Consider the following 26,343-nt stretch of genomic DNA (forward strand, 5'->3'; position numbering starts at 1 on the left):
GGGTGGACATAGATCCCGTAGGGGCGGGTTTGGCTCGTATTTGTCGGGGCATGCGGGCAAGGAGGCTCAAAACCTGCCCTGTGGGCATTGTCCACCAGATGAAGACAGGGTCATACAGCTAGGTATGGATACTGCCGTCGGGCATGGTGGTGCCTGTTAAGATGGCACTGAGTAGATTAGTACTGCTCAACTCTGCTCGCGTCAAAATGGCATTGGTCAAATTGGCCTCCATCAGATTTGTGCGTCCTAGGTAGGCTTCCACTAGGCTGGCATCCTGGAGATCTGCCCGCGAGAGGTCGGTGCGACTAAGGTCACAGCGGTTCATCTGGGCTAGAGTCAGAATTGAGCCGATAAGCGTGGCTTGAGTTAGTTGAGCTTCTGCCAGTCGGGCTCCCTTGAGAATTGACTGATCAAGGTTAACCCCAGAAAAATTGGCCCGATTGGCTAGGACATCGGTGAGGTCGGAACCCATGAGATTGGCATCGGTAAGAATGGCATCGCTGAGGTTTGCTCCCACTAAGGTCACACCCCGCAGGTCTGCCCCCTGAAGGTTTGCGCCCCGCAGGCTGACGTAGGTGAGGTTGGCTTGGCTCAGGTTGACGTTGGCTAAATTTGCCCCCCGCAAATTTGCCCCCTCTAGGTCTGCATGACGCAGATTGGCCCCCCGCAGGTTGGCGGCATAGTTGCGATTTTCCTGGCGAAAGTTGGCCCCTCGAAGGCAGGCTCCGGTTAGATTGGCACCGCTCATATCTACGTTCCGTAGATCCGCCTCTACCAGGTTGGCATCCATCAAATCTGCCAGGGTGAGATGGGCACTGCGAAGATCGCAGCCCTGAAGGGTGGCTCCGTGGAGGTTGGCGTCGGATAGGTTGGCTTTAGCCAGGTTAGCCTGGTTGAGGTTGGCCCCCGGTAGTTGTGCCCGTAGTAGGTTGGCCCGTTGCAGGTTGACACGAGTGAGAAAGGCAAGGGTGAGGTTGGCGTTTTCTAAATCAGCCCCTTGGAGATTGGCCCCAATCAAATCGGCCCGCGACAAATCGGCCCCGATTAGCGTAACGCCTTTGAAGTTGTTTTCTCCGGCAGCATAGAGGTCGAGCAGTTCCTGGGGAGTCATGGATGGTGTTGGCAGGGCAGATGCTGACGGGGTGGGCATCGCTAGGGAAGCAACGGGCTCGACTCGGAGACCTAGGGTCGGTGCTAGCAGAGCCGTCAGGGGGCTGCTGATGGTCCTGTGGGCGCGTAGTAGGGTTTCATTGCTTGCAGAATAGCACCCGCTGCTTGCGTGTTTTCATGGGCATTGTCTAGGCAGTGGGAGATGATGGTGAGTTTACTCTCTAGATCGGAAAAGCTAGGACAGTAGCGGAAGATATCTTGAATCAGATCATCGAGGGTGTTTTCCTTGAGGGTGATCCAATCGTGGTGGCTGAAGGTAAAAGGACTGCGGATCGTAGACAACAGCAAAATCTTAGCCCGTAGGGGGGGAGTGTAGCGCATGATCTCTAGACGCAGGGCAAAGAGATTGGCGCGATCGCGTTTTCGAGGCTGGAGAGGATCTAGGGAAACCGGCAATGATCGCGGTTCCGTATAAGCGATGGTGCCATCTTGGGGAGAACGCTCTTCTGCGGCGAGGCGGGTGTTGGTGGTGAAGGTATCCCCTATGCTGTGGCCATAGTCGGTGTCCTCTCTGGTTTCTGTAGGGGGCTCTGTATTAGTCTCATTAGACTCCGTGGTCATGGCGGTCATCTCTGAGGCCACCCTGTGGTTTGGGGCAACGGAGAGGATGGTGCCTTCGTCGATCCCGTAGAGGGGCTGAAAGGCTTCGATGATAGTGTCGGCGATGCGGGTGTAGCGCTCTTGACGATTAAGGCGCTTGATAATGCGCTCTAGGTGGTACTGCAAATTTTTGACGGTAGGGGCCATTTGATGGACGGTGGCCACTAGGAGGTCTAGGGGATGCTGGTCCAGCGCCGCGACGTTATTTTCCCAGGTGTCGGTGGTGATGGTGTAGAGCAGTTTTTTGATCCGCACCGCCTGAATGGAGGATTCTAGGCGCATGGCCACTTTTTGATAGCCTGACTCCCCTGCTGTAATGGCAGTTTCTTCATTTTTTTTGGCCTGGGCCTGCTGTTTATAGACGGGCTGCATGATAGCCAAAATGCGGCTAGCCACCGCCAGGTATTCTCCCTGACGGTTTAGGCGGGCAATGACGCCATTGAAAGCGGTTTGCAGAGCATCTAGATGGGGATAGCGCTGGAGCAGGGTGCGGATCAGCTCTGTGAGGTCAAAGCGAGCCAAAATTGCTGGATCGTTTTCCCACACATTTTGGCAAACGCTGAAAATCAACTTTTTGATGCGCCAATGGTTGGCATCTTGCTGGAGTTGGGTGACGGCAATATCCAGAGGATTGCTGACACCCCACTGGGTCAGGGGCTCCTGGGGAACGGTGGCTACAGTGGCTTCCCCCAGTGGGGGGATTTGGTAGGCCGGGACGGGCTCGTGGATATTTTTAAGCCGCAGGGGGCCTAAAAAGACCGCATTCAGGTCTAGACGGGCCTTCACCACGTCATAGACGGTTTGAGACATACAAATGCCGCCGGGAACGGACTGGGTTTGCAGGCGGGCAGCAATGTTGACCCCATTGCCCAAAACATCGGAGTGACTAAAGAGGACATCCCCGAGGTGGATGCCGATGCGGTGCTGGAGATAGTCGCCGGGGGAACAGTCTTTAGACAGCTCCGCTAGCTGGGCCTGAATTTCTTGGCCACAGCTTACCGCTTGGACGGCACTGGAAAAGGAGAGTAGGAGACCGTCTCCGGTGGATTTGAGGACTTGGCCGTTGTACTGTTCGCACAGATCCCCCATGAGTTGCAAATCCCGTTGGATCAGTCTCAGGGTACCTTCTTCGTCAATGGACATGCGGGCACTGAAGCTTACGGCATCCGTTAGGACGATTGCCGCTAGCACACGCTGACTGTCAGGGATGGGGGAACTACGTTCCATGGTGTTGCTGCGTCAGGGTAAGGGGACGAAGGGAACCATTTGTCTTGGGGTGCCCGGTATTTTCCCTAGGGCTAGGGGGTGATCTTAGCGGGAAAGCCTATCCTCCTTTCATATCTGCGATCGCACCTCGGGCCATGGCCGCGATTGCTTGGTCGGTGGCCTTGGGGAGTTGATAGTATTTGCCCCCGGCGGTTTTTGCCAGTTCCCGCCCAAACCCCGTTGAGACAAACTTGCGTTCAGTGTCAATCACTACCAGCTGGAAGCCGGTGGCCCGGACACGAGCGGCTAAGTCAAGGAGTTCTTGCTTAATATCAGGCTTTTGATCTGGATCTCCGGATTCTCCGAGAGATCTGGAGAGGGGAATGTTCCCGCGACCGTCGGTTATGGCCACAATTACCACCTTGCCGATGTCTCCCGACTGCTGGGCATTGGTCCCCACCCGCACCGCCTGGGTGAGGCCGTGGGCCAGGGGTGACCCGCCGCCACAGGGCATCCGCTCTAGTCGCCGCCGTGCCATGGCAATGGACCGGGTGGGGGGCAGCAAGACTTCTGCCTGCTCACCCCGAAAGGGAATCAGGGCCACCTGATCTCGATTTTGATACGCCTCAGTTAGAAGCTGCAACACAGCCCCCTTGGCGGACTGCATCCGATTTAGGGCCATAGATCCTGAGGCATCTACAACAAAAATGATTAACGCCCCCGCTTTGCGGGCCAGTTTTTTGGCCCGAATGTCTCCCTGCTCTACGACCACCTTGCGGTGGGGTTGGCGCTCCCGGCGAGTCTTTTGGTAGGGGGCTGCTGCCCGCAAGGTGGCATCTACGGCAATGCGACGGGCTTGGCCTTGGGGAATGATGGGCTTGATGTAGCGGCCCCGATCTTCAGAAATGACGAGACTTTGACTGCCGGATTTGCCCTGACGGGTGAGGGCTTGGGCAAACAGCAGTAGGGAGGGGTCCAGTACTACCCCCTCGGGATCAAAGACAAACTCCTCCGGAATGCTGGGGGGTGGTTCTTCTGGCTGGTCCTGATCGTCTTCGTTGGTATCGCTATCGTCGCTGTCATCCTCGTCTTGATCCCCATCTGCTTCATCATCGTCCTGGTTTTGGGGTGGGGGTGGCGGCGGCGGCGATTGCTCCTCTGGGGGCGGCATGGCTTTGGCCCGAGGTAAAATCACAAGTTCAACGGCGATGCGGAGGTCTTCGGCAGCGACGGTGGCGCGACCATCTAGGGCGGCATGGGCCTTAGCCACGCGCACGGCAAAGAGTTCGGCCCGGTGGCCCTGGACTCCACCCCGTAGGGCTTCTGTGACCAGGTACTGCACCTGCTCTCGGCTGATCTTGACTTCCTTGAGCCATTCCCGTGCCAGGATGATCTGGGTCTTGAGGGCGTCGAGTTCGTCGCTATGGTCGGCTAGAAAGGTATGGGGATCGTTGGCGAAGCGGGTGGCCTGATCAACAACATTGACGCGGCTTTCTAGGGAGAGGGTTTGGTCGGCGGAAAGTGCGATCGCAATCCGGTCCAACAGGTGATCCCGTAGTGGGCCTTCTTCTGGGTTGTAGGTGGCCAACAGTAGGGGTTCGCAGGGATGCTGAAAGCTGATGCCTTCACGCTCAATGGGGTTGCGCCCAGCACTGAGGCTACCCAAGAGCAGGTTGGCAATCTGATCATCGAGAAGATTGATCTCATCCACATAGAGCACACCCCGGTTTGCCTCTGCCAGCAGTCCGGGCTGAAACACTGCGTCTCCAGTTTGGATGGAGCGGGCCACGTCTACGGACCCCAACAACCGATCCTCCGTCACCCCGAGGGGAATCTGAATGAAGGGAGCCGGTATCACCTGGGTGGGCAGATCAGGAACGGTGCCATCGGCTTGGATCTGGCCTTCAAAACGGCCTAAGGTTTCATCGTCCCAGTGACGGGGAGTGCTGGGATCAGCGTTACAGCAGCTTCCCACCACCACCTCAATGGGGGGCAACAGTTGGTGTAGCGCCCGCGCCATGACGGATTTGGCCGTGCCCCGGCGTCCCGCAATGACGACGCCCCCGAGGCGAGGATCTACCGCCGCCAACAGCAGTGCCATTTTGATCGCGTCTTGATCAACCACCGCTGTGAGGGGAAATACGGTGGGGATATCGGGGCGCTGGGCCGTCAGCATTGAACCTCCAACAAGGGGCGAAAGGGTCGGGCAGCTTGGGGATAAGGTCTAGGATCGGATACCTTGATCAGGGGTGCTGCAAAATTCCTCACTATTATCGACGATCTCGCAGCGCCTTCGGGGCTGACCCTGAGAATCAGGACTGGGCTTGTGCAGGTGCAATAGCCCCAGGGCTGGGCAACCTAAACTATAGAGGAGTAGAGCTAAAAATACTGGCTATAGGGTTTGCTGTAGCGTTGCATTGCCTCTGAAATTGCCAAGATTTTCCAGTTTGTCATCCTTACGTCATCATCCCAAGCACCCGTGATTTCCCCCTCTAGACCGTCTAACGTCGCCCGAATTCTTCAACCTGTAAAGTTCCTGAGCCAGCGGGAGCAGTATGTTACCTGTCATATCAAGGTGCCGGGGGATCCCCATCGCCTATCCGCGATCGCCCTGAATGGTCGCTTTTACAGTTTTTTCCGCCTGTGTCAGCAGGTCTCTAAGGCTCTGGGGTTGATCCTGAAGCTGACCGGGCGGGGGGATGCCGTGGTCGTGACTTCCACCAGTCGGGGCTATGCCCTCTGGGTGGAGGAGCCCGATGCGATGGTAGCCCTGCCAGCCCATGGCAAGATTCCCCGCACCATTCCCCCCACCTTTGGCCCTGCGGACTGCTGGGTGATCAGCGATCGCCAGCCGGAGTACCGCACCTGCACCCTGAAAGTGCCAGACCTACCAGATGTGGTGCCAGGGCTCACTAATGACAAGACCTTCTACAGCCTCTATCGCCGCGAGAAGGATGGCAATACTGTACTCAAGCTGGCTGCCCGACTTAGCGATCGCGGCGATGAAGTCGTAATTCTCGTCGCCTCTGAGGGCTACGTAATCTGCATCCACGAACCCGGAGCCACCCTAGCCTAGTGGTCTGTTTTGCAGGTTGGGGAAAACGAAGGGTCACCCAACAGCGGTGGGCCATGTTGGGTTCCGCTAACGCTGCACCCAACCTACAAAATTAGGTTTCACCACCACCACTAGTAGTGGTGGTAGTTGGCACAAATACCGTGCCCATTTCCCCTAGGCATGGCATTTCTACGGTGCATTGCTTCGCGTTTCGCAAGCAACATAAAAGGCGAAGCCGCGCCTTAGCGCTATGTACCCTAGGAAACCCTGAAAATCAAACCTGATGATGCATCCGCCCAACATTTTCCGGTCCCCTCTCTCCCTGGGAGAGGGCTAGGGCTTCGGCGTGAGACTTCAGCGTGAAGCTCAGTCGAACGCTCAGGGGCCGAAGTGTCCACCCTTGGGCAAAGATGTTGGCCAGAAATTATCTAGCGTCCAGTGGGTAAGGCAGCGGGTTGAGCCGTCAGCTCCACAGTTTGACCACTGCGATCCAGACGAATAGTCAGAGACTGTCCGATGGTGCTGTCCTGCACAATCTGCTGGACCTGCTCCGCTGAAGTCACCGAGCGCCCCCCCAAGGCCACAATTACATCACCGGGACGGATTCCCACTCGTGCGGCTGGGGACTCCCGCTGCACCCCCAGAACGACAACCCCCTGATTGGCCCGGATATTGACATTCGCCCGTGCATCACTGTTCAGCATTTCCTTCACCGCTGGGGTCAGGGTCCGCATCTGGAGGCCCAGATAGGGATGGTCCACCTTGCCATTGGCAATCAGCTCATTGGCAATCCGCTGGGCCGTATTGATGGGAATGGCAAACCCCAAACCCTGGGCTCCGCCGATGATGGCAGTATTCATGCCGACCACCTGACCTTGCTGGTTGAGCAGAGGTCCCCCGGAATTGCCGGGGTTAATCGCCGCGTCGGTTTGAATAAAGCTGACTCGCTTATCCGGCACCCGAATCTGGGCGCTAGATCGGCCTGTGGCGCTGATAATACCTGCGGTTACGGTATTGTCGAGACCCAGGGGGTTACCAATTGCGATCGCCCATTCCCCAGGACGAAGCTGATCAGAATTGCCCACTGCCACTGTGGGTAGGTTGGCCGCTTCCACTTGGATCACCGCCACATCGGTGATGGCGTCCTGTCCCAGGACTCGACCAGACAGTTCGCGTCCATCCTTGAGGGTGACGACGACGCGATCTGCCCCCTCAATCACATGGGCATTGGTCAAGATAATACCGTTGGGGTCAATGATAAAGCCGGATCCGGTGCCCTGTTCCACACGGGTGCGGGGCTCGGCAGGTATCCCCATATCCCCAAAGAACTGTCGGAAAAAGGGGTCGTTGAATACACTGGGTACCTGCTGCACCACAGTCCGGGCTGCATCTATGCGTACCACAGCGGGGCCAACGCGCTCTACCGCCGTAGCAATGAAGTTGCTGTTCTCAGGGGGCAGCAGGGCTAGGGAAGGCGAGCCAATTTTAGTCTGGCTCCAGCCCAGCAACGAAGTATCGGGAGTGGAGGTGCGGCTAAACAAAACCAAGGTGCTGGTGCCCAAGAGGGTTAGCAGGCCGTAGGTTAAGGTCCGCTGCCAACGCTTCATGGCATGGGGGCTAGAGGGTTCAGGGCTTGTCATAGGGTTACCTCCGCAATCATCCCATTGGTGACGCTGGGATAGAAAACCAAGTTCCGTGCCAGCGGTTACCCGGTGCGAGGGAAATTCTCACCCCTGGGCTGCGAACACCTCTATCGTAGCCCTCAAGAAGTTGGAGACGCCCTAGGGCGTCTCCAACTTGTGAAGGGGGGATAGTTTGTGTGGGGTACCCCACACAAACTATTACAAACCCCGTTGCGGGAGCGAACTGTTTTAGAACAGAGAGGGGGGCTGATGACGGATCAGACTGAGGAATTCCTCGCGGGTCTTTGAATCCTCTTGGAAGGCCCCTAACATAGCGCTGGTGACCGTCCAGGAGCCGGGTTTTTGGACTCCCCGCATCACCATGCACATGTGGCTGGCTTCTACCACCACTGCCACCCCTTGGGGCTCTAGGATGGTTTGGATGGCTTCGGCGATTTGACGGGTCAAGCGCTCTTGCACTTGAAGCCGCCGGGAATACATTTCCACAATGCGGGCCAGTTTGCTCAGGCCCACCACCTTTTGGTTGGGGATATAGGCAACGTGGGCACGGCCCATGAAGGGCAGCATGTGGTGCTCACAGAGGCTAAATAGGGTGATGTCCCGCACCAGCACCATCTCGTTATGGCCTTCGTCAAAGATGGCGTTGTTGACTAGTTCATCCAAGGACTGCTGGTAGCCACTGGTGAGAAAGCGCATGGATTCGGCCACACGCTTGGGGGTTTTCAGCAAGCCTTCTCGTTCGGGGTCTTCGCCTACAGACAGCAGCATGGTGCGGACTGCATCCATCAGGGCAATTTTTTCTTCATCGCTGACGGGCTTGATGGCGGCGCTAGTGCCTTGGATGGTGCTGCGGTCGGGCCGCACGACAGGAGTAATGAGGGGGGCTTCCGAACGGCCATTGGGGGTTACGCCGTTGGTGGCGTTGCTGGCGGAAACAGTAGTCATGGTGAACCTGTGGATAGGACGACAAAAACGATAACGATGGAAAACCTGGGGGCTTAAATCAACGTTGGCTAAATCAGTGACTTAAATCGGCATGAAACTTGGGCTCAAGCCCTAGGGAAACTGCCTAGAATGCACCGCCACTGGGCATGAGTTTCAGCTCTTCGACCACGGCGGAAGCCGGTATTTGCACCGCACTGATAATGGCTTGAGCTACGGTTTCAGGGCTGAGCATCTGCGATCGCGGAAAGTCAGCCTGAACCGTCTTGGCATCCCAGAGGGGGGTGTTGACCGACCCCGGTGCGATGACAATGACGCGCACCCCGTGGCTCCGCTCCTCAGCAGCAAAGATGCGGGAGAGGGTAACCAGTCCTGCTTTGCTGACGCTGTAGGCTCCCCAATCGGGGAAGGCGTTGTAGGCGGCTACGGAAGCAATGTTGACAATGGTGCCGCCGCGATCGCGCATTCCCGGCAACACTGCTTGCATACAGAGCAACACACTGGTGAGGTTGAGGTTGAGCACCTGTTGCCACTCTTCAAGGGGCATCTCCGCCAGGGAACCGGTGTAGCCCATACCCGCACTATTAATCAAAAGGTCAATCGGGCCGCAATCGGCAATGATGGCGGCCAGGGTAGACGACAGTGGGGCCAAATCCGCCAAATCCAAGGCTCGATAGTGCACCTTGACTCCCGTGGTCTTAAGGTCTTGGGCCAGATTCTCAAGTTTGTCCAGGGAGCGCCCGACTAAGACTAAATCCGTGCCAGTTTGAGCTAGGGCCATCGCCGTTGCGCGCCCGATACCGCTGCTAGCTCCGGTGACCAGAGCTTGCTGTCGCGTGTCAGATGTCATAAATCAGGTTAGATAAAGACTGGTGGGGTGGAGCAACGGGCAGCCGATGATTACAGCTTTTGCCAATTTACTTACGATACCGGGCACCTCTCGGATGCTTAGTGTCAAAACAAATAGGCTCGCAATCTTGCCCTAATCGGACTGGTGACTGCGATGGGTTTTGGGACTAAGGCGTCAAAATCAGTCTGCAACCGCGACCCACCTGCGCCGTGCTGTTACTACGACACCTATGTTAACAAACGTAACAAGCTTTTGTGCCCGTCTCATATTTTTGACACACCCAAGAGCGATGGCATAACCCACAGTTCCTAATCCTATCAGGGTCGGGGGGGAAGCAAGGCAGGGCTGGGATCGGGATCGGGTAAATCATATAGCGGCATTGATCTCCATTGAGTACGCCTACGGTAGGGGCGCACTAGGAACGAGAGGGGGGTGTGAGCCAGGTGACGAGGCCCGCCGTGGTGATCATGGCCCCACCGGCGCAGGCACTCAGGACCACACCTACGGGAAGCTCTACGGAGCGGAAGACAAGAAACCGTAGAGAAACCGGGGTGGCGTTTTGAACGGAAAGAATCGCGATCGCGACCACCCACACCGCCGGTATCAATGCCAGCACCACCTTAGTCATCGGGTCTTCTCCAGTCCCATACTTCCCCAATCTTACAACCACCCAATTTTCACTAGTGCTCAGTCAATGCATGATTGACGGGTGACCGAAACCCTGGAGTTTAGTTGGGGTTAAATTTTGAGGGTCTTCGACTCGTCAGAATTTTTCTGACGGAAAACTAGGACCGGGCAGGGGTTGTGCCGTTGGTTTTACCTCAGGACAGGATCCCTTTTCCGTAGCGGGATTACGCCAGATGCAAAATCAGCCAGTTTGGATAACGGGCCTCCTGACCTCCATTTTGCAGGCACTGGATTAGGGCCACAATCGGCCAGATAGAGAGGGCTATGAAATAGGCCAGCAGCGGTAAGCCTAGGAGAATAATCACGGGCCAAAACAGGATAACTACCGCGAAGAGCGCAATAACTACTATCCAGCCGATGAGAGCTATTGCCACAGTCAAAATCAGACAGGTGAGAACGTAGTTGGTGGCCTCACGGGCATTGGCTTTGACGATGGGATCCTGCGTTACCAGCAGGATAACCACCGGCACCAAAAATCGCATCAAGCTGAGGGTATTGAGAAGGAGTGAGTCAGGAAACAGAAGAAATAGCAAGAAACTTCCCAAGATCGAAATCGAGCCATGGGCGATTGCCGACAGCAAGGCGGGCGTCATGTCGTTGCTGTCCCGCCGGGGGAGCACTCGAAGACTGCCTTGATCTGGAGAGGTGGTTGTGCTCCGAACTGGGGAGGGATAGGTGCTGGGAAAGGCTGGCGATGGCATCCTCGCCTCATCGGTGATGGAGTTTAAGGGTGGGGCCAGTCCGTCAGGGGCGGTTGATGCTGAAACGGTTGCTGCTGGCAAGGGTGGCTCTAGGGGGGTGGGCGCTAGGGTTTTCAGGTAGTCCTGAGCCCAGGCCCGAGTCCCCGCTTGATTGCTCTGGAGGAGTTGCTGGCATAGCGCGATCGCGGCCTCTTCCTGACCATTGCCCCGATAGGCTTTCACCAGACTGGTTCTAGCCCAGCCATGGTTGGCATAGGTGTCATCGGTACCCCGCAGAAAGGTCTCTAGGGCGTCAATCGCCTCTCCATACAGGTGCTTCCGGAGCGCTTTCAGTCCTACCGACAGCAATTCTTCGGCCCGTTGGTGGGATACCAAGTCTCCTGGCGTCAGGGGATTAAGCTGAGACCCAGATGCAGAATGGCGGTCTACAGGTCCACTGCTGGGGGAGCTGCCGAGGGAACTGCTGGGGGAATCGGTGGAGGTGCTAATAGCGACGTGGGTAGGGGCAGTCCCTGGAGAGCCCGAAGCCTCTGTCTCAGGGGGTAATTGGGCTAGAGTTTGCTGAGCCCAGTCCCGAATTTGGGCGCGATTGCACTGCCTCAGCACCCCACAGACCTGGCGGGCTTGGGGGTACTGATGGGTTTTGAGATAGGCCCGCACGAGCCAGCCCTGGGCCTGAACCCGGATCTCAGGATCCGGCTCTTGCCCCAGCGGCTCCAGAAGTGCGATCGCAGTGGCATAGTCCCCTGCCTGAAACGCCTCCATACCAGCTTTCAGTTGTGGATTAGGGAGCGCCATAGGCCAGATTGATGAGGTTAAGGGCAGGGCAGGTGGGGGAGCCCAGAGACGAAATGTTGTTCTGAGGATAGCCTATAGCTATAACTCGGGCTCACGGGAGCCAACATTCTTAGAAGTAGAGACTTAGAAGTAGAGATCAAATAATGTGGGATAGCCGTCCCGGCTGTCCACGCTCAGGCAAGATGCCTGACCCACAAGAACTGCCCATTAAAGGATCCGGATTCCTTAAGGCATCGTTGGTGCTGTCTACGCTCAGGCAAGATGCCTGACCCACAAAAACTGTCCATGTATTGGAGACATGCCCATGCGCGTTCCCCTCGCACCCCTTGGATTAGGTGCGATCGCTCTGATCGCAGGCATTCATTTCTGGGGACCTAACCACATTGAATTGCGACTGTTGGCCTTAATGGGGGTCGAAGTACCGGGCCTAGATCTGCCCCTGACCGCTATTCCCAATCAGGTGGCAGCGGACGGCACGCCCCAAGTGCTGGTGTACGGCCCGTTACACTGTCCTCCGGCGCAGGCGCTGATGACAGCCCTAGAGACCGAGGGCATCCCCTACTTGTTTCGGGATGCTGGCATGGGCAGCACTATCGATCAGGCGGAGTTGGGGGCGGTGATTTTGGCCACCGATGACGGTCCCAGCGAATCCACCGCAATTGTTCTGGTGAATGGCAAGGTTCTGTCCAACCCCACCCTGGAGTCCATCCAGGGGGAATACCGCCGTGCCATCGCCAAGGGTGCTCCAGTTAAATAACTATCCATTAGACCTGTTGTGAAATAGGGGATAATAGCCTCTAGAGCTAGTTAACCCGGTTGTGCCGTGCTGAACCTCCAACGCGCCCTCAAGAGTGACCGCCTGCTGCGGGCTTTGACCGGTTTGAACCGGAAAGCCTTTGAGGAACTGGAATCCACCTTCGCTCAGGTGTTGGCCCATGCAGAGGTTCCCCGTCGGAGTCCCTTACCCCGTCAACGGGCCACCGGAGCCGGACGAAAACCCAATTTAGCAACGGTCGAGACCAAACTGTTCTTCATCTTGTTCTACTTCAAGGTGTATCCGACCTTTGATTTGGCCGGTGTCCTGTTTGACCTGGATCGCGCTCAGGCGAATCGTTGGATGCATCGCCTCCAACCACTGCTGGAGGAAGCCCTGGGTGAAAAAATGGCGTTGCCGAAACGCAAATTGACCAGTCTTGAAGAATTTGTCGAAGCCTTTCCCGAGGTGGAACGGGTGATTCTTGACGGGACTGAACGCCCCATTCAGCGGGCCAAAGACCGGGACCAACAGAAGGAAGATTACTCAGGCAAAAAGAAGCGCCATACCCGCACCCACCTGGCTGGTGTCGCCCCAGACCGCCAGATTCTCGTATTCAGCACCGCCTATCCCGGTAAGGCGCACGACAAAGGCATTCTCAATAGCGAGGGATGGGCCGAGTGGATTCCTGATGACGTCAAAATCCAGGGTGATTCAGGCTTTCAGGGGCTGCAAAACGAGTATGTCAACGTAGAGATTCCACACAAGAAACCTAAGGGCGGACAACTCACCGATGAGCAGAAAGCTGAGAATCAAGCCCTCGCCCGAGAACGGGTCGTCGGGGAGCATGCCTTTGCTGGCCTAAAACGCTATGGGATTGCCGCCCAGGTCTATCGCAATCGCAAAGCGAACTTTGATGACCGCTCCATCTTCACAGCGGCAGGACTCTGGAACTTTTATCTGATGGCCGCTTAACCGAGGGAGAGAGGAAGGAAGTCGCCCTTGAAGGTTTTGACTGAGCACTATTTCACAACAAGTCTATTCTATAGTCCACCCTAGTATGGCCGACCCCAACTCCATCAGGCCACAAGAATACCTCGACATCGAACAGAAAAGCCCGATTCGCCATAAGATCACCGATTGCTGCCGGGTTACTCAGTACCCTGCTGGTCCCCGTCAAGAAACCAGTGATCTGAGCCACACCAGAAAAGTAACCAAGTAAAGAGACCGTTTTGTCCTTGCTTCTAGGAACACCCCATGCCCTTCAACGTGAATGGAATTGGCACAACCTACTATGGCAGGCGTGACTTCCGCCCCGATGGTTCCTACATCACTACTGAGTGGTTCATTTTTTTGATGGTGCCGATCGCGCCGCTTCGCACATTTCGGGTGTGGCCGATCGCGAGTGAGCCCCAGTCTTGGTTTGCACCGGAGCGATATCAAGTACAACGGTTAAAGCGCTGTTGGCCCCAGATCCGTCGCACGTATTGGGCTGGTTTGTCGAGTTTGGCGGGCTGTATGGGGGCATGGGCTACGCTGCCTTACCTGCTTAAGCTAGGGCTAGTGCCGTTTTTTCTGGCCTTGATTCTTTTGGTCCTGATGACCGTTGGCCTAGTTCACTTTACCCGCCCGCCCGATGCAGTGGTGTCGTCGTCAGAACGAGGGGATCCCAATAACCTGATGAACCAGTACCGGCAGATCTGGGTGACGGAAGCGCAACTGCGAGATCGCGCCACGGTCTCTATCCTGCACCCAGAGAAGGCATCCAGGATTGCCATCGCGTTGCACCCAGATATGAAAAATCGTTGGGTGCGCTGCTCAGGGGTCGTAGCAGGGGGAAGGGGGCATCTTTTGGTATTGGTGCGGGTCCGCTCTCTGCAAGGCTTCTGAGTTTTCGGATGTCAGCCCTAGGCATCAATCTTGGAAAAAGACCAGGCTACATCCTGTAAAGCCCTTGGTGCTTCCTTCAGTGAATGCGGACTTTGGATAAAGTCGAGCTAAGGCAAAAACCGTTGTGTGTTGTGGAATCCCCTTTCATCCTTCTGCCTGCTGCGCATGGGCAAAGCCCTACCTCCTTCTGTCTTTCAGTACTAGGAAGCACTAACAGCATGTTTTATTCCTGGGAATGTGCTTAGTCAAACCGCCACATCACAGGGTCCGAGTCCAAGCCATCCGTCACACCGCGTCCAATCGCGTCAATAGCCGCGATATCCTCCGGCGATAGATTGAGCGTTGCCGCCTGAGCATTCTCCATTGCCTGTTCCCCATTGCGCGCTCCCACGATGGCGCAGGTTTGGGGCTGGGCGATCAGCCAAGCTAGGGCTAAATTCCCAAGACTGGTGTCGTATTTTGCGGCGATGGGGCGCAGTTGGGCCAGAGCAGCTTGGGCGCGTGGGTAGGTTTCTCCCTGAAAGAGTTTGTTGCTGCCCCGCACGTCCCCCTCTGGGAAACGATGATCGGGACCAAACTTCCCCGTCAGCAGCCCTTGAGCCAGGGAGGAATAGGCTAAGACCGTGAGATTCCTTTCCTCACACAGAGGCTTGGCATCCTGCTCGACCTGTCGCCAAAACAGGGAATAGGGGGGCTGTAAACTTTCCACGGGACCATACTCCATCGCCTCCGCCAGTTGAGCACGGGAAAAATTGGATACACCGATGGCTCGAATTTTTCCCTCGTCCTTCAGCGTCACCATCGCCTCCATGGTTTCCGCCAGGGGCACGATGTCGCTGTTAAACGCTCCCGCAGGCCAGTGGATTTGATAGAGGTCGATCACCTCGGTTTGAAGTCGCCGCAGGGAGCCCTCACAGGCTTCAATTACCTGGGCTGCCTTGAGGTGGGTGGGAAAAACTTTGGTCATGAGCACAATGCGATCGCGCACATTAGCCAAAGCTCTAGCCACCAGGGTTTCAGAATAGCCATCCCCATAGATTTCCGCCGTATCAAAGGTCGTAATGCCCGCATCAAAGGCACTGCGCATAGCTTGGACCACCGCCTCATCTTCCACCCCCACCCAGCCACGCTTTCCCGCCTGCCAGGTGCCAAAGATCAAAGGGGTAATGACAATATCCGTATTGCCTAGGGGAATAGTCTGCATCTTGCTCACAAATGATTAGCGTGAATCAACCAGAACACCTAATCAGGATGAAAACCAAAAAGGGGGCGCTTGCTTAGCGCCCCCTTTTTTAGGGTCTTTCAGACCAGCATGTCAGGCCAGACCTGAAACCAGCCCCTAACGCCCTGGCAAAAGGGCGATGGGATTAACCGTTCCCTGATTAGGAATGTGGACCTCAAAGTGCAGGTGGGGTCCGGTGCTGAAGCCCGTGCTGCCCATTTCCGCAATTTGTTGCCCTTGGCGGACCTGTTGACCCGCTTGTACCAAGTTACGGCTGTGGTGGGCATAGCGGGTGAGGCTACCGTCAGGATGGCGAATATCCACCATGTTGCCATAGCCCCCGGAGTTCCAGCCCGAGGTGACGACAACACCAGTAGCCGCAGCCACAATGGGGGTGCCGACCGGACCAGCAATATCAATGCCTCGGTGCATCCGACCCCAGCGCCAGCCATAACCAGACGATAGGACGCCCTGGGCAGGCCAGATATAGCCATTAAATCGGTTAGGGGCCTCAGGCAGGTACTCACTGGAGTCTGGCAGGATGGGCATACTGGGGGATACCACCCGGCCCGTAGGGCTCTCTGTCAGAGGAGCGTAGACCTCAGAGCCTAGGGGGGCAGCAGCTAAAAGCTCCCGCTCCGGTAGGGTGACAGGCTGCTCAGATTGCAGCCCATTCTCATTGGGACGAAACTCAGGATTGACGGGGATAGGAGCAGTATTGACTGTCGCCCGCTCTACACTCTGGGGACTGGAGGCCGCGACTTGGAACGGAACCTCGGTGGCAAACTCGCTAGAGGTTGGGTTAGCACCCCCAGAGCTTGTGACTTGGGTGGAACTTGCAGCGGCTTCTTCTGCCTCTTCACGGGCAGTTTGGACCCGTGCCAGCAGATTGGCCACATAGGGATCAGCTGCCACTGAGTCAGACGGGATGGCTTCTTCTACCCCGTCAAGGGCTAACTCGGGTGCTGCCTGGACTGGGAGAGCAACTTCAGGTGTGACCAAGTCCGCTGCGTTGGCTTCATCGCCCTCATCCCTGGTTCGAGTGGCCTCAGGGGCTACCGGGGCTTGGGGACGATTGGCACGGGGCAGGCGGAAGGGCTCTAGGGAAGCCAGTTCAATGGGGGCTGGGACTAACGGCTCGGGGGCGGTAGCTTGGGGAGCCGATTGGGGAATCACCAGTGTCCTGCCGACAAAAATTCGGTTGGGGTTGCTGATGCTATTGGCTCGCGCCAATTCGGTGGTGGAAATGCCGTACTGACGGGCAATGGTTGAGAGGGTCTCACCTCGGCGGATCTGATGGCGAACGGGGGCGGCGACAACGGGGGTCTCTATTCGGCCCACGGCAACCTGTTGAGCACCGGTGTTCGTAGATTCGGTTGGCGAAGACGCTGCGGCGGCTTCCCCAGATGTTTCAACTGCGATGGTCAGAGACTGGTCCCCAGGGGCCATCGCGGTAGTATCGGCACGATCAGCCTCGACCTCTCGCGGGACTGAAGCCAGCTCACCCACCAGAGCACTGACATCGGTAGAAGCATCTCCAGTAGTCAGGGGTGTAGGTTCTTTCGGAGACTCCATCTCAGACTTACGCTCTGAGGTGGTCAAAGCAGCCAGACTCTGCTGGACCGTCAAGGGAACTTCAGAAGCGGCTTTAACAGGCGTAGCATCGCTGGACTGGGAAAGGGAGGATGCCTGCGGTATTGAAGCCTGTGGCATTGAAGAGAGTTGCGATCTGGGAGCGGCAGCCACGGCTACGGGGGCGGGGCTATTGCTCATCCCAGGCACCTTAATGACTTGTCCTGCTTGAATGACAGGCTCGTCTCCAATGCCGTTAGCTTGCTTGATATCCTCGACGTTAACCCGATGGAATTTGGCGATGTCCCAGAGGGTCTCTCCGGGGGCAACTGTGTGATAAAAGGCACTGCCGCCACTAGGACGATCTGAACCCACGGAGGGTAAGGTTGGCGACGCGCCTACGGTGGGTAGTGCGGCCAATACCGTAGCATCAGCGGCTACGGCTTCCCCACTTGGGGCTAAAAATGTGCCTGTGGTGCCTACCGACAGCGCCAGACCCAGCATTGCTGCCGAGGTTCGGGTTCCACGGCTACATCCTGCGGACTTCTGCCCGGAGGGCTGCTGCTCAGGTAAACCCCGAGACGCAGATTCGTTATGGACAGATTCCCGAGAAATTGCAGGTTTCAAAGGAACTTCCTCCCTGTGACCAGCGTTTAACTGCATCTTAAGCATCGGAGCAAGTCGCTTCAGAAGGTTCATCCGCTAGCTCCGGTGAAATAAACAAGAACTTACTCGCACCCATGGGCATTTGTAAATCCCTAGTCGATGACCATACCGAGATCAACTAACTTAGGCAAGTTTACATGAGTTAATCGAAAAAGCAATCGTAGTGTTCCCGAGATTGGGGGATCAGGATCCCTAGCCAGCCCTGTTTGCCCTAGTCAACAGCCCGAACCCCTTGTTATACAGCGCTTCTAGGGTGGCAGACTCAATCCCGAGCAATCTCTACGATAGGGGAAGACTTGGATCCGGATATTGTCTCTAAAAGCGGCTGTAGCCATTGCTCCATAAGAGTTACAGTCGCTCCAATCGGTTTTTTTAAGTCGCTACAATTCAAGGCTTACTGCTTCAGTTGGACTTAGTTTTTAGAAATCCAGGGATCAAGCATATAGAAATTTCTTATTCCAAATCATGGGAAATTGTATCGTGAGAAACCTTTATTCCTAGAGACCTTTGGATTTTATTGTCAGGGTCTAGGAATTGAAATCCTTCCCGGCTCTACAGGTTGGGGGGAGTTGACGACATTGGGAACAGGCTTCATCACTTGAGGGTGATATGGCTAGAACTATGGTTTATAGTACTGGAGTACTGTCAGGGGTTTTGCTTCCAGGTCTCAGTCAAGCTGCCCGGTTTGCCGTAACGCCTCGAACAGGCCAATCGCTACACTACTGGCAAGATTTAAGCTACGGACTCCGGGTTGGGCCATGGGAATCCGAGCCGTCTGATCACAGGCGGTCAGGATTGCTGGGGGCAGCCCCCGCGTCTCTGGGCCAAAAATCAGCCAATCTTCAGGGGTGTAGGCCAGGGCTGTATAGCTAGAAGTTCCTGAAGTGCTAAATCCAATCCACTGGCCGCCGCGATCGCGGGCTTCTTGGGCAAAGGCATTCCAAGTCTCATGCACCTGGAGATCGACATAGGGCCAGTAGTCAAGGCCCGCCCGCTTGAGGTAGCGATCACTGAGTTCAAATCCCAAGGGCTGCACTAGGTGTAGTGTCGTTGCCGTCGCTGCACAGGTACGGGCAATGTTCCCCGTATTGGGGGGAATTTCTGGATTAACGAGCACAATTCTGACCATAGCACCGGGTTCCCGTGGCAAGTATTCGCCCCCAGGGGCACTAGAACATTAGATCGTAAGTTGGTCTGAGATGGGGAGGATCGATAGATCTTTTTTATCTCCCCTTTAGTTTTGGGGTCGTGGCTTAGGGATCGCGGTTGACAGGGACTAGAAGCTGTGAATCGCTTTCCTGGAGACTGTTTGATGGCCTTCAGGGGGGTCTTAAGCCGCGCAGGGTAGACAGAGTTCCTGGGCCAAGGCAGTTTCCTGATCCTGGGTAGATTGAATGGCCTGGGCCATGATCTCTGCCACTGTGTAGCCCTGATCATGGAGGCGTAGCCATCTTTGGGCCTCATTGCCAGAAGCCAATAGGGATTTGAGGGGGGTGAGAAAACAGCTAAAGCCGTGGCGACGGGCAATGGGTAAGAGGGTGGTATACAGCTCTTGGATCCAGTCCTGGGCACGGATGGGGTGGCCATCTTGCCAGTGGCGTAGGGTCGCTTCTAGGCTAGAGCGAGCGACGGCCTGTTCATTTGCGATCGCAATTTCCAGTAAGTCCTCCGCCCGACTCTGGGCCGGGAGCTGACTTTGGAGCAGGGGATCCAGACTCGGATCCGCGATGACCTGAAGCAGCCGCGCCTCCAACAGGGCCGTAATCGCCAGCAAATGGACCGGATTAGTCACCAAATCACTGATCCGCAGTTCCAAACGATTCAGACCATAGGGGCGGCGATCGCCATTGGGGCGCACCGAAATCCAGAGATGACGTACATTTTGCATCGTGCCCGCCGCAAGCTGGGCTTCGACCCATTGGATGTGGTGGGCGTGACTTTCAAACAGGGGCACCTGCTGGGGCGTTTGGGGAAACAGATGCCAGCGGGTGGAATGGTACCCCGTCACTGCCCCATCGAGAAAGGGAGAGGCAGCGGTCATCGCCAAATAGAGGGGAGCTTCCAGACGAATCAGACGGCAGGCCCGCATCAGCACCTCTGGATCCGCCAGACCTACATTGATGTGAATGCTGGCGGTGACCACATCTGTGCCGTAGGTCTGCTCAATATAGGTGTGGTAGGGGTTTTGCGGATCAGAACGGTAGAACTTCTGGGTGTCTCCCAGGGAAAGGGTGCTGCCGGGAACCAGGGTGTAGTTCCCCAGTTGCTTAAGGTAGGCGCGGAGGTCTTGGCGCGGACGCACCAGTTCGCACAGCAATTGCTCATAGCGATGGAGGGGGGCGGTGGTGTACTCGACATTGCGGTTGTCGGGCTCTCGGACAAAACCGTTGAGGTTCGCCACAATGCGATCGGAAAATCCTACGATCTGTCCCGCTGGGGTGCCAGTGTAGATCTCGACTTCAAAACCTTTGGATAGGGACACGGCACGCCTCGCAAGACAACTCTTCCCATCATATCGGTGGGCTTGCCCTGCAAGCCTTCAGCCCCATGCGCTGCACAGCATCTGCCGCACAGCATCTATATATATGCGATATATGCGATATATGCGTGGGATATGGAAATGCAATGGGATATACCATCGCGTAGACAAGACGCCTACCGCCAGCGTCTAGCGTGCACGACGCAAACAGAGCTGCCTCCATACCGGAGAGGACTAATGTCTACCCCTGTTAAGGTGAACAAATGAACTATTCCTTGATATACGGGCGTTTCAGCGATCAGCCCTCAAAATCGGGAATTGCAACCTCGGCTTCGCGGATTTTCTTTCACAGAAGCAAAGTGAACCAAGGCTCGTAAACCTTGTTTTCTCGTTGGCCATCACGCCGATCTATTGGTACAAACGCTCACCTTAACAGGGGTAGACTAATGTCTTATCAACTTTGGAGTCTTGAACAACTTGTTCGAGACTCTACCCACAACAAGCCCCGGCCTCAATCAATCGCGATCGCAGGTCGGGGCTTATGGTTTAAGAGTGACCGATGCGGATGAAAGGACTTGAACCTTCACGTCCGAAGACACTAGAACCTAAATCTAGCGCGTCTACCAATTCCGCCACATCCGCATTTCAGATATCTATAGTATCAACAATACTGGACAATATTGATCGATTCCGTGGATTGGATCGATTCCGTGGATGACGTAGATGGCGGCGGTGGATCCGCTGCTGCCCGTCCCTGGAAAGAGATTCCCGACCCGAGCGCAACCTTCTGCAAGACTGTCCACCGAATCCAGCAAGGGAAGCGACTACACTATATCTTTAGGGCGTGGTTTGATTGAAACGTCATTTGTTGTGCCTCACACAACAGGGAAATGGGGTTCGAGGCAAGCTAAAAGCATATTGGGAGCGCTCCGTGCCCAGCGCCCCCCGCTCGCTCCACTGACGCAGGTATACGAGGAGACACCAAACGGATGGGAAAAGTCGTTGGCATTGACCTAGGCACAACCAACTCAGTAGTTGCGGTCATAGAGGGGGGTAAACCCGTCGTCATTGCCAATGCTGAGGGGATGCGCACGACCCCATCGGTGGTGGCCTTTAGCAAAGATGGCGAGCGTCTCGTGGGGCAAATGGCCCGCCGCCAAACTGTGCTAAATCCCCAGAACACCTTCTACGGGGTGAAGCGCTTCCTCGGACGCAAGTACGGCGAATTGTCCCCCGATTCCAAGCGGGTTCCCTACACCATCCGCCGTGATGATGCCGGAGATGTGCGAATCAAATGTCCCCGGCTGGAAAAGGAATTCGCCCCAGAGGAAGTTTCCTCCATGGTGCTGCGGAAGCTGGCGGAGGAAGCCAGTCGCTACCTGGGCCAGCCCGTCACCGGGGCCGTGATCACTGTGCCCGCCTATTTCAACGATGCCCAGCGACAGGCAACCCGGAATGCGGGGCGGATTGCGGGGCTAGAGGTCAAGCGCATCCTGAATGAGCCTACGGCTGCGGCCCTGGCCTATGGTCTGGATCAGCAGTACAACCAGACAGTGCTGGTGTTTGACCTGGGAGGCGGCACCTTTGACGTATCGGTGCTGGAAGTGGGGGACGGCGTCTTTGAGGTCAAGGCCACTGCTGGCGATACCCAACTCGGGGGCACCAATTTTGATACCAAAATTGTGGACTGGTTAGCGGAGCAGTTCCTAGAGAGCGAGGGAACCGACCTCCGCCGCGATCGCCAATCCCTACAAAGACTGACCGAAGCAGCGGAAAAGGCCAAAATCGAGCTGTCAGGGGTGAATGTCACCGACATCAACTTGCCCTTCATCACTGCCACCGCCGACGGGCCAAAGCATATCGAAACCCGGCTGACCCGGCTCCAGTTTGAAGGACTCTGCGGCGATCTTCTCAGTCGTCTGCGGGGACCGTTGAAGCAGGCCCTGAACGATGCGGGGATGATTCCAGATCAGATCGATGAGGTGGTGCTGGTGGGGGGGGGTAGCCGTATGCCCATGGTGCAGGAACTGGTGCGATCGCTCATTCGCCGCGAGCCCAACCAAAACGTCAACCCCGATGAAGTCGTGGCAGTGGGGGCCGCGATCCAAGCCGCCATTTTGAATGAAGAAATCCGAGACATTCTGCTGCTGGATGTCACCCCCCTGTCTCTGGGGCTGGAAACCATCGGTGGTGTGATGAAAAAGGTGCTGCCCCGCAACACCACGATTCCCGTGCGGCGCTCGGACATTTTCTCCACCTCGGAAAATAACCAGACCATGGTGGAGGTCCACGTGCTCCAGGGGGAGCGGGAAATGGTGTCTGACAATAAATCCCTAGGGCGGTTTAAGCTCATGGGCATTCCCCCCGCCCCTCGGGGGGTACCCCAGGTCCAGGTGTCCTTCGATATTGACGCCAACGGCATTTTGCAAGTCTCCGCCATGGACCGCACCACAGGGCGGGAGCAGAGCCTCACGATTCAGGGAGCCTCGACCCTGGCAGAGGATGAGGTGCAGCGCATGATTCAGGAGGCGGAGGAGTTTGCCGATACCGATCGTCTCAAGCGAGAGCGGGTGGAAAAGCGCAACCGAGCCGAAGCCCTTACCTACCAGGCGGAGCGGGTGCTGCGGGAAGTGGTGCTGGACTTTGGGATGCAGTTTGGCCGCGATCGCCGTCGTCGCATCGAGCGCCTGATTCAAGAACTGCGGGAATGTCTGGAAAAAGGGGATGAGCGGGGCATCGACATCACCCAAGGGGAACTCCAGGACGAGGTGTACGAACTCAACCGGGAAGCCTATCTCTACGAAGATGAAGAGGAGGAAGACCTGCTGGGGCAAATTGGTGGCACCCTACGCCGTACCTTTGGAGGCGGTGGCAACCGGGCCGATGATACTTGGAACCGTCCCTCGGCCTGGGAGGATAATGCCTGGGACTATGATGCCCCCCGCTATGGCAGTCCCCGCCCCAATTCCTATCCCGAGGACTACTACAGCCGTCCGCGATCGGATGGTTACGGCAATACGCCCCCCCGCTATCGGGAAGAGTCCTACCGAGGGCCATCCCGGCCTCCGGCACCCAGTTATGGGAATGACCCTTACCGGGAACCGTCCCAGCCTCCGGCACCCAGTTATGGGAATGACCCTTACCGGGAACCGTCCCAGCCTCCGGCACCCAGTTACGGGAATGACCCTTACCGGGAACCGTCCCAGCCTCCGGCACCCAGTTATGGGCGGGATCGCTATCGGGAGCCATCCCGTCCCGCCGCTGTACCGGATGGGGCCGATTCCTATAATCCTGGCCCCAGATTTTCCGGCTCTCGGGGTCGGGGAGAAACCACGGGCAATATGCCGCCCTCGGGGGATCGCTATCCTAGGGAACCCCGCCGTCGGGAAGGGGCTACGCCTGTGCGCCGAGACTATCGCCCCGATTCGGCCTATGGGGATAATCTGGCTACTCCCATGGAAGATCCCTGGACCAATGGCAATGGCCCAGGAGAGGGCTATTCTACCCCGCCGCCTCAGGGCGATCTGGGACAACGGCCCCGGAGTCGCGATGGCCAGAGGCCGGTCAAAGACCATCGCAGTGACAACCAACCGCCTGTGCGGGATCCCTATCCCCCAGTCTCACCACGGGATCAGCCTAGCCGTCCTACCAGCCGCCCTGGGGGATCCTACGACGATGACAACTGGGGGGATGAGGATGAGTGGTTTTAGGAAATTTCCCAAAACCAGCGCTTAGGACTCTGCGGCGGCAGTAGCTTACCTATTTGCTGATGTGGAACCCCTTGTGTGTCCTGGAATCCCCTTTCATCCTTCTGCCTTCATCCTTCTGCCTTGCGGTATTAGGGCTGTTTTTTGGAATCCATGCAGAACTTTCGCAACTATTTTGAGCTGCTAGGGGTGGCCCAGGGGGCACCCCTAGATGAAGTCAAGCAAGCCTATCGTCAGATGGCCCGCAAATATCATCCGGATCTCAATCCTGGTGACAAGGCAGCGGAGGAGCAGTTCAAGCTGCTGGGGGAAGCCTACGAGGTGCTCTCGGACCCGGAGAAGCGGGCTCAGTACGAAGAATACAGCCGCTTTTGGCAGCAGAAGGGCTTTCCTCGACCTGGGAGTAGCCGCAGCGGATCATTCTCCCTAGATAAAATCAATTTCGGGGATTTTGGCGACTTTAATACCTTTGTGGATCAGCTCCTCAACCGTCGTCGGGATACCCCCCGCCCCGGTCGGGACCAGCCCCCTGCCCCCGTTCCAGAAATGGGTCGCGCCGCCGCCGCGAATGATCCCTATCGGCCTGCTGATTCTCGAACGTCTTCCCGAGCCTCCACCCGGCCCAGAGGGCCATCGCGCCCCCCTGCCCGCTCCACCAGCCGCCGTGATGCCGAGGCCAACCTCACCCTGCCCCTAGAGAAAGCCTATACCGGGGGACAGGAGCGTATCCGCCTAGAGGATGGCCGTTCCCTGGAGGTAGATATGCCTATGGGTATGGTGACAGGGCAGCGCATTCGTCTCAAGGGTCAGGGTATGGGGGGCGGCAACCTTTATCTGCGGATCGAGGTGGAACCCCATCCTCTATTTGAGCTTCAGGGTGATGACATTTTTTGTCGGGTTCCCGTAACCCCTAGCGAAGCAGCCTTGGGTGGCCCCATTGAGGTACCGACTCTGGATGGTCCTGTGCAAATGACGATTCCGGCAGGGGTGCAGACTGGACGGCGACTGCGACTGGCGGGGAAAGGTTATCCAGTCAACCGCGATCGCAGGGGTGATCAGGTGGTGGAGCTGGTGGTGACGGTGCCGTCGGAGTTGAGTGATCGCGAACGGGCGCTCTACAGCGAACTGCGAGAAACGGAAACCTTCAAGCCCCGCCACACCTTGCTGTAGGGAAGGTGACTACATTCAGGCGAGCAGGGCGAGTCAATCACGGGGGAGGGGCAGCATGGGGGGAAGGGGCAAGATTGAGACAGAGGTCTGGACCGCTGGGCTGCTACTGGCTCCGGCCTTGGCACTGCTGGGGCTGTTTGTGTTTTGGCCTATTCTCTATCTTCTGGGACTGAGCTTTACCCAGGGCAGTTTTACCCGTGCTGGGGTGGAGTGGACGGGGCTACAAAATTATCTGCGGTTGGTGCTAGATCCCGATGTGGTTCAGGTTTTAGGGAACACGGTGTATTTCACCGGGGCGACGGTGGTGCCCAGTGTGGTCATTGCTCTGGGGTTAGCGGTACTACTGAACCGCACTGTGGCGCTGCGGGGACTGCTACGGGCTGCTTATTTTATTCCCGCTGTCACGTCCTTGGTGGCGGTGGGGTTGGGGTTTCGCTGGTTATTCCAAACCGATGGTCCGGTGAATAGCCTGTTGGGTTTCCTCGGGGGAGAACCGATTCCCTGGCTGGGGAGTACCCTCTGGGCCATGCCGGTGCTGATTGGGCTCAGTATTTGGAAACAGCTTGGGTTCAACTTGGTGGTGTTTTTGGCCGGGTTGCAAACGATTCCCCGCAATCGCTACGAAGCAGCGGCCCTGGATGGGGCGGGGCCATGGGCGCAGTTTTGGCACATTACCCTACCGGGATTGCGGCCTACCTTGGTGTTTGCGGTGGTGACGACGGCTATCTTCACGCTGCGGGGATTTGAGCCTGTGTATGTGATTACGGGGGGCGGTCCCCTCAACAGCACCAATATTCTGGTGCATTACATCTATCAACAGGCTTTTGGCCAGTTCGATTTTGGCTATGCTGCCGCTGCCGCGATCGCACTCATGGCAGTGGTGGGTGGGTTGGTCTATTTACAATTGCGGTTTTGGGATCAGCCTTCCTAGGGCGTGTGGGCAATTAACGAGGAAACCCTTGCGGGGTAGACATGACCACGCCCGCCCTACTGAAGCAAGCTAGGGGCTGTAACCGCTCCATGGCCAGGAATCTGGCTTTGATTGTCCACAGCTCCTAGGGCAAACGGAACCCGTAAGCGGTGACCCCCTGCGCGTTTGTCCTAGGATGCGGGAATAGTTAAGGAATAATCACCTACGGATTTTTTGATTCCCCTCGCCCCTTGTCCGCTGTTTTCAGAGCTGTCTGATCGGTATTGCCCAGGGTTTGGACCAGGTACTGTTTTGGGCAGA

At 56.7% G+C, this 26,343-nt stretch carries 19 protein-coding genes and 1 tRNA gene; 7 read left to right on the top strand and 13 right to left on the bottom strand.

Annotation, left to right across the window (positions count from 1 at the left end; translation table 11 throughout):
* Positions 1–118 precede the first annotated feature (118 nt).
* The 3 genes from LEP6406_RS0222955 to bchD all read right to left on the bottom strand — a co-directional run bounded on the left by LEP6406_RS0222955 (position 119) and on the right by bchD (position 5,152).
* Positions 119–1,150: a pentapeptide repeat-containing protein gene (locus tag LEP6406_RS0222955; RefSeq protein WP_225886614.1), complete on the bottom strand. Its 1,032-nt coding sequence runs from the start codon at positions 1,148–1,150 to the stop codon at positions 119–121.
* A 56-nt stretch (positions 1,151–1,206) separates the two neighbouring features.
* The gene (locus tag LEP6406_RS0222960; RefSeq protein WP_008309119.1) at positions 1,207–2,997 is read right to left on the bottom strand and encodes an adenylate/guanylate cyclase domain-containing protein; all 1,791 of its coding nucleotides are present in this window, start codon (positions 2,995–2,997) and stop codon (positions 1,207–1,209) included.
* Between the two features lie 97 nt (positions 2,998–3,094).
* Positions 3,095–5,152 (bottom strand): magnesium chelatase ATPase subunit D, encoded by a 2,058-nt coding sequence (gene bchD / locus LEP6406_RS0222965; RefSeq protein ID WP_008309117.1) that lies wholly within the window; start codon positions 5,150–5,152, stop codon positions 3,095–3,097.
* A gap of 303 nt (positions 5,153–5,455) precedes the next feature.
* Between bchD and LEP6406_RS33140 the strand changes: the two genes are divergently transcribed.
* Positions 5,456–6,052, top strand: coding sequence for a hypothetical protein (locus LEP6406_RS33140; protein WP_008309115.1), 597 nt, complete (start codon positions 5,456–5,458; stop codon positions 6,050–6,052).
* 407 nt (positions 6,053–6,459) lie between these two features.
* Here LEP6406_RS33140 and LEP6406_RS0222975 read toward each other — a convergent pair whose 3' ends face one another.
* From LEP6406_RS0222975 to LEP6406_RS0222995, 5 genes are all read right to left on the bottom strand, one after another.
* Positions 6,460–7,671 (bottom strand): HhoA/HhoB/HtrA family serine endopeptidase, encoded by a 1,212-nt coding sequence (locus LEP6406_RS0222975; RefSeq protein WP_008309113.1) that lies wholly within the window; start codon positions 7,669–7,671, stop codon positions 6,460–6,462.
* Between the two features lie 231 nt (positions 7,672–7,902).
* Positions 7,903–8,619: a GTP cyclohydrolase I FolE gene (gene folE / locus LEP6406_RS0222980; protein WP_008309111.1), complete on the bottom strand. Its 717-nt coding sequence runs from the start codon at positions 8,617–8,619 to the stop codon at positions 7,903–7,905.
* A 124-nt stretch (positions 8,620–8,743) separates the two neighbouring features.
* A complete protein-coding gene (locus LEP6406_RS0222985) occupies positions 8,744–9,466 on the bottom strand; it encodes an SDR family oxidoreductase (protein ID WP_008309109.1) in 723 nt (240 codons plus the stop codon).
* A 415-nt stretch (positions 9,467–9,881) separates the two neighbouring features.
* Positions 9,882–10,094 (bottom strand): hypothetical protein, encoded by a 213-nt coding sequence (locus LEP6406_RS0222990; protein ID WP_008309107.1) that lies wholly within the window; start codon positions 10,092–10,094, stop codon positions 9,882–9,884.
* Positions 10,095–10,317: 223 nt separating this feature from the next.
* Positions 10,318–11,652 carry a tetratricopeptide repeat protein gene (locus LEP6406_RS0222995; RefSeq protein WP_008309106.1) on the bottom strand — a complete coding sequence of 445 codons (1,335 nt, stop codon included), beginning with the start codon at positions 11,650–11,652 and terminating at the stop codon, positions 10,318–10,320.
* A 298-nt stretch (positions 11,653–11,950) separates the two neighbouring features.
* On the opposite strand from LEP6406_RS0222995, the gene LEP6406_RS0223000 reads away from it, so the two are divergent.
* The 3 genes from LEP6406_RS0223000 (at position 11,951) to LEP6406_RS30655 (ending at position 14,296) form a co-directional block, all read left to right on the top strand.
* Positions 11,951–12,409 carry a hypothetical protein gene (locus LEP6406_RS0223000; RefSeq protein WP_225886616.1) on the top strand — a complete coding sequence of 153 codons (459 nt, stop codon included), beginning with the start codon at positions 11,951–11,953 and terminating at the stop codon, positions 12,407–12,409.
* A gap of 66 nt (positions 12,410–12,475) precedes the next feature.
* The gene (locus LEP6406_RS0223005; RefSeq protein WP_027269057.1) at positions 12,476–13,381 is read left to right on the top strand and encodes a transposase family protein; all 906 of its coding nucleotides are present in this window, start codon (positions 12,476–12,478) and stop codon (positions 13,379–13,381) included.
* 282 nt (positions 13,382–13,663) lie between these two features.
* Positions 13,664–14,296, top strand: a complete 633-nt coding sequence (locus LEP6406_RS30655) for a hypothetical protein (RefSeq protein WP_008308223.1) — start codon at positions 13,664–13,666, stop codon at positions 14,294–14,296.
* A gap of 241 nt (positions 14,297–14,537) precedes the next feature.
* Here the strand turns inward: LEP6406_RS30655 and LEP6406_RS0223015 are convergent, their stop codons facing one another.
* From LEP6406_RS0223015 to LEP6406_RS0223035, 5 genes are all read right to left on the bottom strand, one after another.
* Positions 14,538–15,500: an aldo/keto reductase gene (locus LEP6406_RS0223015; RefSeq protein ID WP_008308222.1), complete on the bottom strand. Its 963-nt coding sequence runs from the start codon at positions 15,498–15,500 to the stop codon at positions 14,538–14,540.
* 135 nt (positions 15,501–15,635) lie between these two features.
* Positions 15,636–17,717, bottom strand: a complete 2,082-nt coding sequence (locus tag LEP6406_RS30660; protein WP_162160906.1) for a peptidoglycan DD-metalloendopeptidase family protein — start codon at positions 17,715–17,717, stop codon at positions 15,636–15,638.
* A 706-nt stretch (positions 17,718–18,423) separates the two neighbouring features.
* A complete protein-coding gene (gene trmL / locus LEP6406_RS0223025; protein ID WP_008308219.1) occupies positions 18,424–18,885 on the bottom strand; it encodes a tRNA (uridine(34)/cytosine(34)/5-carboxymethylaminomethyluridine(34)-2'-O)-methyltransferase TrmL in 462 nt (153 codons plus the stop codon).
* A 201-nt stretch (positions 18,886–19,086) separates the two neighbouring features.
* Positions 19,087–20,238 (bottom strand): glutamate--cysteine ligase, encoded by a 1,152-nt coding sequence (gene gshA, locus LEP6406_RS0223030; protein WP_008308217.1) that lies wholly within the window; start codon positions 20,236–20,238, stop codon positions 19,087–19,089.
* Positions 20,239–20,795: 557 nt separating this feature from the next.
* A tRNA-Leu gene (locus LEP6406_RS0223035) sits at positions 20,796–20,877 on the bottom strand.
* Positions 20,878–21,224: 347 nt separating this feature from the next.
* Here LEP6406_RS0223035 and dnaK point away from each other — a divergent pair.
* The 3 genes from dnaK (at position 21,225) to LEP6406_RS0223050 (ending at position 26,043) form a co-directional block, all read left to right on the top strand.
* A complete protein-coding gene (gene dnaK / locus LEP6406_RS29425) occupies positions 21,225–23,945 on the top strand; it encodes a molecular chaperone DnaK (RefSeq protein ID WP_036028720.1) in 2,721 nt (906 codons plus the stop codon).
* A 150-nt stretch (positions 23,946–24,095) separates the two neighbouring features.
* On the top strand, positions 24,096–25,112 hold the full coding sequence (locus LEP6406_RS0223045) for a DnaJ C-terminal domain-containing protein (RefSeq protein ID WP_008309945.1): 1,017 nt from the start codon (positions 24,096–24,098) through the stop codon (positions 25,110–25,112).
* Positions 25,113–25,167: 55 nt separating this feature from the next.
* On the top strand, positions 25,168–26,043 hold the full coding sequence (locus tag LEP6406_RS0223050; RefSeq protein WP_008309943.1) for a carbohydrate ABC transporter permease: 876 nt from the start codon (positions 25,168–25,170) through the stop codon (positions 26,041–26,043).
* Positions 26,044–26,343: the final 300 nt, after the last annotated feature.

The sequence above is a fragment of the Leptolyngbya sp. PCC 6406 genome, from assembly GCF_000332095.2.
GTDB lineage: Bacteria > Cyanobacteriota > Cyanobacteriia > Phormidesmidales > Phormidesmidaceae > PCC-6406.